The organism is Actinomycetota bacterium (assembly GCA_036280995.1).
Lineage (GTDB): Bacteria > Actinomycetota > CALGFH01 > CALGFH01 > CALGFH01 > CALGFH01.
The window spans coordinates 1-10,064 of the sequence record DASUPQ010000745.1 but is presented as its reverse complement, the minus strand read 5'-3'; the positions used below and the strand labels follow the sequence as shown (position 1 = coordinate 10,064).

The window sequence follows — 10,064 nt, the reverse complement described above, 5'->3', positions numbered from 1 at the left end:
GCCCGGCCCGGTGACCGAGCGGCTGGGCGCGGCCGCCCGCGACGCCGGCGTCCACCTGGTCATGGGGGTGGACGAGCGCGAGGAGCACGGCGGCACCGTCTACAACACGGTCCTGTACTTCGACGACGGCGGCCGGCTGCTGGGCAAGCACCGCAAGCTGGTCCCGACCCACGCCGAGCGGCTGGTCTGGGGCATGGGGGACGGCTCCGACCTGGCTGTCCACCAGACCGCGGTGGGCCGGGTGGGCGGGCTGATCTGCTGGGAGAACTACATGCCCCTGGCCCGCTTCGCCCTCTACGCCCAGGGGGTCGACATCTGGGTCGCGCCCACCCTGGCCACCCACGAGCCCTGGGTGGCCACCATGCGCCACATCGCCCGCGAGGGCGTCTGCCACGTCATCGGGGTCGCCCCGGCGGCCCGGTTCTCCGAGGTGCCGGCCAGCGTGCCCGACCGGGACCGGCTGTGGCGCGGGGTCGAGCCGCACGGCGACTGGATGCTGGACGGCTACTCGGTGATCGTCGACCCCGCCGGCACCGTGCTCGCCGGGCCGCTGGTCCGCGAGGAGGGCATCCTCCACGCCACCCTCGACCTGGACGCGGCCCGGGCCCGCCGGCGCCTGTTCGACCCCGTCGGCCACTACAACCGCCCCGACGTGTTCCGCCTGACCGTCGACGACCGCCCCAAGCCTCACCTGGTCGCCCTGTCACGCGCCGCCGGAGAGGCGGCCGACGGGTCGCCGGCGGGGGTCGGGGCGAGCCTGGCCGAGGCCACATAGGCCACGGTGACGGCCACGATCACCAGCGGCATCACGGCGAGCGCGTCCGAGGCCAGCAGCAGCGTGGCCAGCAGGACCGAGGTCAGCGGCAGCCGGAGCATGACCACGCTCATGGCCCCGATGCCCATGGCGACCCCGGCGACCAGCGGCAACCCGGGAAGATGGGACAGGGCGATGCCGCCGGCCGCGCCCAGGAACATCGCCGGGAACACCGGCCCGCCCCGGAAGCCGCTCATCGACGCGCCGTAGGCCAGCCCCTTGCAGGCCACCAGCAGCAGCAGCGCACCCACCGAGTAGCCGGCGCTCTGGCTGATCAGCGGGCCCATCGCGTCCTGGCCCGAGAACAGCACGTCGGAGAAGCTGTGGCCGCTCACCTCGGCGTAGACCATCGCCAGGGCGCCGACGGCCAGGCCCACCAGCGGGGTGGCCAGGAGCAGCCGCCGCTCGACGTGGGGCCGGAGCAGGAGGGCCAGCCGGCGGATCGCGGTGCCCAGCACGGCCGCCAGCAGGCCGATGGCCAGCGCCCACAGGAAGCTGGGCAGGTTGGGCTGGGTGAACGGCGGCAGGTCCGGGAGGGACAGCGAGAAGGTGCCCAGCCCCGTCAGGTTGCCAAGGCCGACGAAGATCAGCGACCCGAGCCCGGCGGCCACCAGGCCCGGGACCAGCACCAGCCCCAGCGTCGGCCCGCCGAGCCCCGACGCCTCCATCAGCAGGAACGCCCCCAGCAGGGGCGACCCCAGCAGGGTGCTGATGGCGGCGAAGCTGCCCGCGGCGGCCACCACCGACGTGACCTGGGGTGGGGCCGGGCGCCTGGCCAGGCGGACGGCGAGGGCGGCCAGCCCGCCCCCGAGGGCGATCAGCGGCGCCTCGGGCCCCAGCACCACGCCCAGGCTGAGGCTGGCCAGGGCCGCCAGGACGACGCCGGGGAGCTCGGCGGGCGACGGCGCCCCGGTGGCCACCAACCCGTCGGCCGGCGAATGGCCGCCCCGCCCGGGCAGGGAGCGGATGGTCAGCCCGACCAGCAGCCCGGCCAGGGCGAGCGGCGGCAGCGGCCACCACAGCGGCGCGCGCTCGAAGCCCAGCGCCTCGGGAAGGTCGGTGAAGACCCACTCCTGGAGGCCGGTGAGCAGGGCGAGGAAGCCGTACGCGGCCGCCGAGATCGGCACCCCGATGACCGCCGCCAGCACCAGCAGCCCTACATAGCCCCGGCTCCGGAGCACGGCCATGGGGTCGAGGTCGGGCGCCGGACCGGGCATTGCTCCCCCTTCGTCTCCTGCAACGGCAGGAGCAGCATGCCGCCGCCCCGGAGAGCCCGCATCATCCCATCAGGATGGCTCTCCGACCTGTACCGTCGGCGCGCTGTGAAAGGATGGCCGCATGAAGATCAAGCGGCAGATCGTCGTGTTCGACGCCGCCGACCTCGCCGCCGAGAGCAGCTTCTGGGCCGCGCTGCTGGGGGGCACGGTCGACGCCGACGACGACTGGCACAGCGTGCTGGTCGACGGCGAGTGGCGGCTCGGCGTCCAGCTCGCCCCGAACCACGTTCCCCCCGACTGGCCGGACGGGACACCGCAGCAGCAGCTCCACCTGGACCTGTGGGTCGACGACCTCGAGGCCGCGCACGAGAAGGCGATCTCGCTGGGTGCGCGGCTCCTCCAGCCGGCCCAGGACCCCGAGGCGGCCGAGGTCTTCCAGGTCTACGCGGACCCGGCCGGCCACCCGTTCTGTCTTTGCTGGGCGGCCGCCGAGACCGTCCAACCGAGTGGGTGATCAGACGCTGCTCACATAGCCCCCGAGCTGGGGAGCTCAGGCAGGCCCTCGGGACGTGCCGGCCTTGGCCAGACGGGGGGCGGCGAGCGTGGCAAGCTCCGTCCGGTTGGCGACCCCGAGCTTGGCGTAGACGTGTGACAGGTGCGTCTTGACCGTTCCCCGGCTCATGAAGAGATGGCTGCCGATCTCCGGGTTGCTGAGCCCATCGACCACCAGCCGGACAACGTCGAGCTCGGTTGGGGTGAGGCTGGCCCAGCCAGTGGCCGGCCGGCGGCGCGCGCCGCGGCTCCGGCGAACGTAGGTGACCGCCTGGTCGAGGGTCAGGCCCGCGCCCTCGGCCCACGCCTGCCCGAACTGGCGGTCGCCCAGGGCGGCCCGCAGGCCCGCGACCGTCGCCTGGTTGGCCCGCCGACGGGCGGGGTCGCGCGGGTAGCCCATGGAGGCGCGCGCCTGGTCGCTGGCGGCCAGGAACCGGACGGCCTCGGGCGCCGGCTCGGCGCGAGCGGCGAGCGTGGCCAGCGCCTCGAGGCTGTCGACGGAGAAGGTGCGCAACCCGCGCTCGACCCGCACGGCCAGGGCCTGGTGGTGGAGGTCGATCGCGCGGTCCGCGTCGTCGGCGGCGGCCGCCAGGTGCCCCTGCTGCTCGAGGGCGTCGGCCAGGACGCACGGCATGTCCAGCCGGCGGGCCACGGCGACGGCCCGGTCGAGCACATCGCGGGCCTGGTCGAGGCGGCCGAGGGTGAGCAGGGCGGCGCCGAGCCCGGGCAGCGACTGCGCCACCAGCCATGTCTCGGTGCCGCGGTCGGTCGAACGTGCCTCCCGCCCGAACCAGCTCGCCGCCGCCTCCGGGTCGTCCCGCCACAGCTGCAGGAGTCCCATGGCCCGAGCCATCCCGGGCACGAACACGTCGGTCCCGGCGTCCTCGAGCAGCCGCACGACCGGCCGCATCAGCCGCAGGCCGCCGTCGACGTCGCCGGCGAGACCATGGACGATCGCGAGCGCACTCCGGGTGCTGCCGACCCTGAGGTAGTCCCCGAGCGGCTCGGCGACGCCGACCGCACGTTCGGCGAGGTCCCGGGCCAGGTCGACCCGGCCCGTGCAGAGCGCGCCGCCGGCCTGGAAGGCGAGGACGGTCGCGGCGATCCCGGGGTGCCGGCGCAGGAGCCCTTGGGCGGCGGATTCCAGGAGCGGCTCGGCCTCCTGGTGGCGATCCCGGAGGTGGAGGATGATCCCCTGGAGGGCTCGCGCGGCGTCCGCGACGAAGGAGTCGCCGGCGGCCTCGGCGGCGCCGAGGGCGTCGACGGTGAGCGCCCAGGCGGCCTCGAAGTCGGTGTAGAACCGCCCGACGGCCGACAGCGTGAGGCAGAGCGCGCGGAGTCGCTCATCGCCCTGCTCGGTGGCGATCGCCAGGGCCCGTTGCGCCGCGTCGAACTCCAGGCCGAGCGGGCTTGCCGTGTCGGCGACCAGGGCGATGCCGGTCAGCAGGCGCGCCTGGAGCGTTGACCGGTCGTCCGGCGCCCGCTCGATGGCCCGCCGCAGGTACTCGAGGCCCTCGCGGCCGTGCCGGTGCAGGTGCCACAGCCACGGCAGCCCAGCCGCCAGCCGGCGACCGCGTTCCGGGTCGGGTGCCGCCAGCCCCCAGTCCAGGGCCGCGCGGAGGTTGTCGTGCTCCCGCTCGAGCCGGGTCCGCCAGGCGGCCAGGTCGCGCCGGAGCTCGGGTTCGATGGCCTCGGCGAAGGCCAGGAACCAGGCGAGGTGACGATCCCGGGTCGCCGCGGCCTCGCCGGCTTCGCCCAGCCGGTCGGCGGCATACTGGCGGATCGTCTCCAGGAGCCGGTAGCGCGCTTCGCCGTCGCGCTCCTCGGCGACGACGAGCGACTTGTCCACCAGGCGGGCCAGGGCGTCCAGCACGTCGTCACGGGCGACGGCGCCGCCGACAGCGACCGCCCGCGCCGCCTCCAGGCCGAACCCGCCGGCGAACACGGCCAGCCGGCGCAGGACGATCCGGTCGGTCTCGGCCAGCAGCGCGTGGCTCCACTCGATCGACGCCGCGAGGGTCTGGTGGCGGGGGACGGCACCGCGAGGACCCCGGACCAGCAGGGCGAACCGGTCGTCGAGCCCGGCCACGATCTGCCGCGGGGTGAGCGTCCGCAACCAGGCGACGGCCAGCTCGAGCGCGAGCGGGATGCCGTCCAGGCGCCGGCACATCGTCCTGACCGCGGCCTCGCCCGACGCATCCAGCGTGAACCCCGGGCGGACGAGGCTGGCGCGCTCCAGGAACAGGGCGAGGGCGTCGTCCTCGCTGAGCGCGGGCACCTGCCACACCGTCTCCCCGGCCACGCCGAGCGGCTCCCGGCTGGTGGTCAGGACCGTCACCTTGGCGCCGGAGCGCAGGAGCGCCTCCGCCACCTCCGCCGCGCCCTCCAGGACCTGCTCGCAGTTGTCCAGGCAGACAAGCATGCGGCGGTCCCGGAGCTGCACCGCCAACGACCGCAGCGAGCCCTGCACGGGCTCAACCAGCACCCCGATCGTCGCCGCGGCGACCTCGGCGACCTGGGCGGGATCGGTGACCGCCTCGAGCTCGACCCACCACACGCCGTCCGGCCACCGCTCAGCCTGGTCGGCGGCGAGCCGAGCGGCGAGCCGGGTCTTGCCCGAGCCACCGACGCCGGTGAGCGTCACCAGCCGCCTCCCACGCAGCAGGGCCGCCACGGCGGCCAGCTCGGCCCGCCGCCCGACAAAGCTGGTGAGGTGGACCGGCAACGTGTGCGCGGCCGCGCCGGCGGCCCGGTCGCCGGGATCGAGGAGGACCGATGCCTCGGTGGCCGCGCCCGGCGGTGCGGTTGCGTCAGACATGGCCTCCTCAGTGTGCCCGCATCGGCCACCTGCCGGCCGCGAACCTGGCCACCTGGTCGATGTTTCGCCCGCGCCGAAGGGTCAGTCTTCCACGCTGGACAGGCACCCGAGGAAGTCCCGCACGCGGGAGGAACAGGTCATGACCACCAGCGAAGCGCACTCGTCCGGGCAGGTCACCGTCGCCGGGCCCCTGACGGTCTCGGCGGCCAACCCACGCTACTTCACCAGTGCATCCGGCCAGAAGGCGGTCTACCTCACCGGCTCCCACATCTGGAACAACCTGCACGACGGGATGGGTCCCGGTGCGGTCTGCGCCGAGACCCCGGAGCAGTTCGACTACGACGCCTACCTCGGCTTCCTGGCCGAGCACGGCCATAACTTCATCCGGCTCTGGCGCTGGGAGCAGTTCAAGTCCCAGGCCGCCGGCGGCGACTTCCACCTGTGCATGACCCCACAGCCCTGGGCGCGGACCGGCCCTGGTGCCGCCAAGGACGGCAAGCCGAAGTTCGACCTGGACCGGTTCGACGAGGCGTTCTTCGACCGGCTCCGCGACCGCGTCGTCGCCGCGGGCAGGCGAGGGATCTACGTCGCGGTGATGTTGTTCGACGGCTGGGCCCTGCACCTCAGCCCGGCGCCCGACCATGTCGAAGGGCACCCGTTCCACGCCGCCAACAACGTCAACGGGGTCGGGATCGACTCGATCGTCGACTACCAGGTCCTGCCCCTGGACCCGCGGGTCCAGCAGCTCCAGGAGGCCTACGTCGGCAAGGTGGTCGACACCCTCCACGACCTGCCCAACCTGCTGTGGGAAGTGGCCAACGAGTCCTCGGGCGGCGGCAAGGCCGACCCGGCCTTCGTCGAGATGCTGGGCCTGGCGGACACGCCCGAGTGGGGCGACTCCACGGCCTGGCAGTACTGGGTGATCGACGTCGTGAAGCGGCACGAGGCCGAGATGGGCTATGACGCCCATCCGATGGGGATGACCATGCAGTACCCCGTCCCGGAACAGACCAGGGTCAACGACCCGCTGCTGGCCAGCCGGGCCGAGTGGATCTCGCCCGGCTACGACGACGAGATCTTCAACGACGGCGGGCACCCGATGGCGCCCGGCTCCCCGCAGTCCCGGTGGCTGGAGGACCCGCCCGCCGCCGACGGCGGCAAGGTCGTGATCTCTGACAGCGACCACTACGCCCCCGGCCGCGGCGACGCGCTCTGGGCCTGGAGGTCGTTCCTGCGCGGCCACCATCCGATCCTGATGGACTTCGGGATCATGGGCGGCGTCAACCCGACCGACCCGGCCGCGGGTGGCCCCATGTCGTATGCGGCCTTCGAGCCCGCCCGCTACGCCATGGGCGACACCCGGCGCTTCGCCGAGCGGATGAGCCTGATCGAGATGCAGCCGCGCGGCGAGCTCAGCTCGACCGGGTACGCCCTGGCCAACCCCGGCGAGGAGTACCTCGTCCTCCAGCCGGGCGCGACGGCCGACCCGTTCACCGTGCGGCTTGCCGCCGGCACCTACACGGTCGAGTGGTTCGGCGTCGACAGCCGCCAGACCATGGGTGCGGACGAGGTGACGGTCGAGCGCGACCAGGACCTCGGCTTCACGGCTCCGTTGGCCGGCTCCGAGCCGGCGGTCCTGTACCTGCGCCGCCCCGCACGTCAATCAGGGTGAGCTGCCCGGTGGGGGGTGGCCAGCGGGGGTCAGACGCACCCGGCCGATGGCGTTGCGGTCCATGGCGAGCACCTCCAGCCGCCAGCGGTCGACCTGGACGGTGTCGCCCGCGACCGGTATGCGTCCCAGCCGCTCCAGGATCAGTCCGGCGACGGTGGCGTAGTCGCCCTCGGGCAGGGAGACGTCCAGGTCGGGGAGGTCGTGGACGGGGAACGACCCGGGCAGGATGAACGAGCCGTCGGGTTGGCGGTGGATGCCATGGGAGTCGGGGTCGAACTCGTCGTAGATCTCCCCGACCAGCTCCTCGAGCAGGTCCTCGACGGTGACGATCCCCTCGGTGCCGCCGTACTCGTTGAGCACGATGGCCAGCTGCCCGCGCTCGGCCTGGAGGCGCCGCAGGGCGTCGAGCACGCCCATCGACTCGGGCAGGGCGAGCACGGGCCGGACGCAGTCGGCCACGGCGGCCTCGGCGCCGATCAGCTCCTGGAGGGTGACCAGGCCGAGCACCTCGTCGAGGTCGCCGCGGTAGACCGGGGCCCGCCCGTGGGTGGTCTCGAGCAGCGTCTGGATCGCCTCCTGGACCGTGGCCTCGGCCGGGATGGCCACGACGTCCCGGCGGGGCACCAGGACGTCGCTCAGGCGCCGCTCGCCGATCTCGATCGCCTCGGACAGCAGCCGGCGCTGCTCGGGCCGGAACACGCCGCCGGTGACGATCATGTCGCGGACCTCCTCCTCGGTCATCTCCTCGCGCTGCCGGCCCGGGTCGGCCCCCGCGAGGCGGACCAGCAGGTCGGTCGACTTCGACAGGAGCCAGACGGCCGGACGGGTCACCGTGGAGACCACCGCCAGGGGCCGGGCCGCCCGCCGGGCCCACCGCTCCGGGCGCTGGAGGGCGATGCGCTTGGGGGCGAGCTCGCCGACGACCAGGGTCAGGTAGGTGAGGACGACGGTGATCAGGAGCACGGCCACCGGCTCGGCCGCCCGGCCGAGGAACTCGAGCAGCGGCAGGAGCGGCTGGGCCAGGGACACGGCCGCGGCCGCCGAGGCCAGGAACCCGGCCAGGGTGATGCCGATCTGGATGGTGGACAGGAACTGGTTGGGGTCGCGGGCCAGCCTGGCCACCAGGCGGCCCTGGCCGCCTTCCTGCTCCAGGCGCCGCAGCTGGCCCTCACGCAGCGAGATCAGGGCGACCTCGCTGCCCGCGAAGCCGGCGTTGACCACCACCAGCAGCAGCACCAGTCCGGCCTCAAGCCATGGCAGCTCCATCAGGTCATCCTCCCGGACGCACCAGCCCGGTCTCGTAGGCGAAGATGGCGGCCTGGGTCCGGTCCCGCAGGCCCAGCTTGGTCAGGACGCGGCCCATGTGGGTCTTCACCGTCTGCTCGGCGACCACCAGGTCCCGGGCGATCTCGGCGTTCGAGCGTCCCCGGGCGACCAGCGTCAGCACCTCCGTCTCGCGCTCGGTGAGCTGCTCGACCTGCTCCCGGTCCGGCGGCCGGGGTGCGCCGAGCCGGGCGAAGGCCCCCAGCAGCCGGCGCGTCACCGACGGCGACAGCATGGCGTCACCGGCCGCCACCACCCGCACCGCCTCGGCCAGGGCCTGGGCGGAGGCGTCCTTGAGCACGAACCCGCTGGCCCCGGCGCGCAGCGCCTCATAGACGTACTCGTCCAGATCGAAGGTGGTCACCACCAGCACCTTGGGCCCGCCGGCGGCGAGCAGCCGGGTCGCCTCCAGCCCGTTCAGCACCGGCATGCGCACGTCCATGAGGACGACGTCGGGCCGGAGCTCGGCGGCCTTGTCGACCGCGTCCTGGCCGTTGACCGCCTCGCCGACGACCTCGATGCCGGGCTGGGCGCCGAGCAGCACCGAGAACCCCTCGCGGACCATGGCCTGGTCGTCGGCGATCAGCACCCGGACGCTCATGTGCCGGCACCGTCGGGCAGCGGCAGCACCGAGGTCACCGCCCAGCCGCCGTCGGGCCGGGGCTCGGCGGTCAGCTCGCCCCCGAGCATGGCCGCCCGTTCCCGCATGCCCGGCACCCCATGTCCGGACCCGCGGGAGGGGGGAACGGGCTGGGACCGGGCCGGGCCGTTGACGACCCGCAGCACCAGCCCGCCCGGCCGGTGATCGAGCGCCACCCGCACGGAGGAGCCGGGTGCGTGGCGCACGGCGTTGCTGAGCGCCTCCTGCACGATCCGGTAGGCGGACAGCTCCACCCCGGCCGGCAGCGGCCCCGGCGTGCCCGTGACCTCCACCGTGGCCGTCAGGCCGGCGGCTTCCACGTTGGCGACGAGCTCGTCCAGCCGCTCCAGGGTGGGCTGCGGCCCGTGGTCCTCGGCGGCCTCGTCGGCCCGCAGCACCCCGACCACCCGCCGCAGCTCCCGCAGGCCCTCGGTGGCGGTGGCGCGGATGGCGGCGAAGCTCCGGGCCAGCTCCTCGGGGGGGTCCGGCACCCGGTAGGGCGCGGCCTCGGCCTGGATGGCGATGACCGACATGTGGTGGGCGACCACGTCGTGCAGCTCGCGGGCGATCCGGGTGCGCTCCTCGAGCAGGGCCCGCCGGGCCCGTTCGGCGTCGTTGACAAGCTGCTGCTCGGCCAGCCGCCGCCGGCTCTCGCGGCGTGCCGCCAGGGCCCCGGCGGCCAGCAGGACCACGGCCGACAGGGTGGTCATCTCGGCCAGGTCGGGGGAGGCGTTCAGCCCGGGCATGCGCTGGACCAGGATCGCCCCGGCCAGCAGGGTCAGCAGCCACAGCTCGACCAGGACCCGGGGCCGGGCCTGCAGCCCGACCAGGGCGAGGACGGCCAGGTGGGCCAGCAGGCTGGGCTCCGCCCACACCGGCCCGGGCCCTCCCGCCCGCGCCGCCTCGCTGACCAGCATCCCGGCGACCAGCGACAGCCAGAACCCGGCCATCGGCCGGGACAGGGCCAGCACCAGAGGCGCGCCCTGGGCGATCCCCAGGGCCACGGCCAGCCCGGCCGAGGCGCCGCC

8 protein-coding genes are annotated in these 10,064 nt (G+C 74.4%); 3 read left to right on the top strand and 5 right to left on the bottom strand.

Annotation, left to right across the window (positions count from 1 at the left end; translation table 11 throughout):
• A partial coding sequence (locus VF468_24915; protein HEX5881529.1) for a carbon-nitrogen hydrolase family protein occupies positions 1–775 on the top strand: 775 nt, incomplete at its 5' end.
• Here the strand turns inward: VF468_24915 and VF468_24910 are convergent.
• A complete protein-coding gene (locus tag VF468_24910; GenBank protein ID HEX5881528.1) occupies positions 688–2,031 on the bottom strand; it encodes a chloride channel protein in 1,344 nt (447 codons plus the stop codon). The genes VF468_24915 and VF468_24910 overlap by 88 nt on opposite strands.
• A 121-nt stretch (positions 2,032–2,152) precedes the next feature.
• Here VF468_24910 and VF468_24905 point away from each other — a divergent pair, with 121 nt between their 5' ends.
• Positions 2,153–2,545, top strand: a complete 393-nt coding sequence (locus VF468_24905) for a VOC family protein (GenBank protein ID HEX5881527.1) — start codon at positions 2,153–2,155, stop codon at positions 2,543–2,545.
• A gap of 36 nt (positions 2,546–2,581) precedes the next feature.
• Here VF468_24905 and VF468_24900 read toward each other — a convergent pair whose 3' ends face one another.
• Positions 2,582–5,401 carry a LuxR C-terminal-related transcriptional regulator gene (locus VF468_24900; GenBank protein ID HEX5881526.1) on the bottom strand — a complete coding sequence of 940 codons (2,820 nt, stop codon included), beginning with the start codon at positions 5,399–5,401 and terminating at the stop codon, positions 2,582–2,584.
• 139 nt (positions 5,402–5,540) lie between these two features.
• On the opposite strand from VF468_24900, the gene VF468_24895 reads away from it, so the two are divergent.
• Positions 5,541–7,073 carry a hypothetical protein gene (locus tag VF468_24895; GenBank protein ID HEX5881525.1) on the top strand — a complete coding sequence of 511 codons (1,533 nt, stop codon included), beginning with the start codon at positions 5,541–5,543 and terminating at the stop codon, positions 7,071–7,073.
• Here VF468_24895 and VF468_24890 read toward each other — a convergent pair.
• The 3 genes from VF468_24890 to VF468_24880 form a co-directional block, all read right to left on the bottom strand.
• Positions 7,065–8,339: a hemolysin family protein gene (locus VF468_24890; GenBank protein HEX5881524.1), complete on the bottom strand. Its 1,275-nt coding sequence runs from the start codon at positions 8,337–8,339 to the stop codon at positions 7,065–7,067. The two genes, VF468_24895 and VF468_24890, sit on opposite strands and share 9 nt — an antisense overlap.
• A gap of 4 nt (positions 8,340–8,343) precedes the next feature.
• Complete coding sequence (locus VF468_24885) at positions 8,344–8,997, bottom strand: response regulator transcription factor (protein HEX5881523.1); 654 nt, start codon at positions 8,995–8,997, stop codon at positions 8,344–8,346.
• A partial coding sequence (locus VF468_24880) for a sensor histidine kinase (protein HEX5881522.1) occupies positions 8,994–10,064 on the bottom strand: 1,071 nt, incomplete at its 5' end. The genes VF468_24885 and VF468_24880, both read right to left, overlap by 4 nt.

What these genes read in the sequence shown, in the direction of transcription:
- VF468_24895 (HEX5881525.1), top strand. Translation starts at nt 5,541, where the DNA reads ATGACCACCAGCGAAGCGCACTCGTCCGGGCAGGTCACCGTCGCCGGG.
- VF468_24910 (HEX5881528.1), bottom strand. Translation starts at nt 2,031, where the DNA reads ATGCCCGGTCCGGCGCCCGACCTCGACCCCATGGCCGTGCTCCGGAGC.
- VF468_24900 (HEX5881526.1), bottom strand. Translation starts at nt 5,401, where the DNA reads ATGTCTGACGCAACCGCACCGCCGGGCGCGGCCACCGAGGCATCGGTC.
- VF468_24890 (HEX5881524.1), bottom strand. Translation starts at nt 8,339, where the DNA reads ATGGAGCTGCCATGGCTTGAGGCCGGACTGGTGCTGCTGCTGGTGGTG.
- VF468_24905 (HEX5881527.1), top strand. Translation starts at nt 2,153, where the DNA reads ATGAAGATCAAGCGGCAGATCGTCGTGTTCGACGCCGCCGACCTCGCC.
- VF468_24885 (HEX5881523.1), bottom strand. Translation starts at nt 8,997, where the DNA reads ATGAGCGTCCGGGTGCTGATCGCCGACGACCAGGCCATGGTCCGCGAG.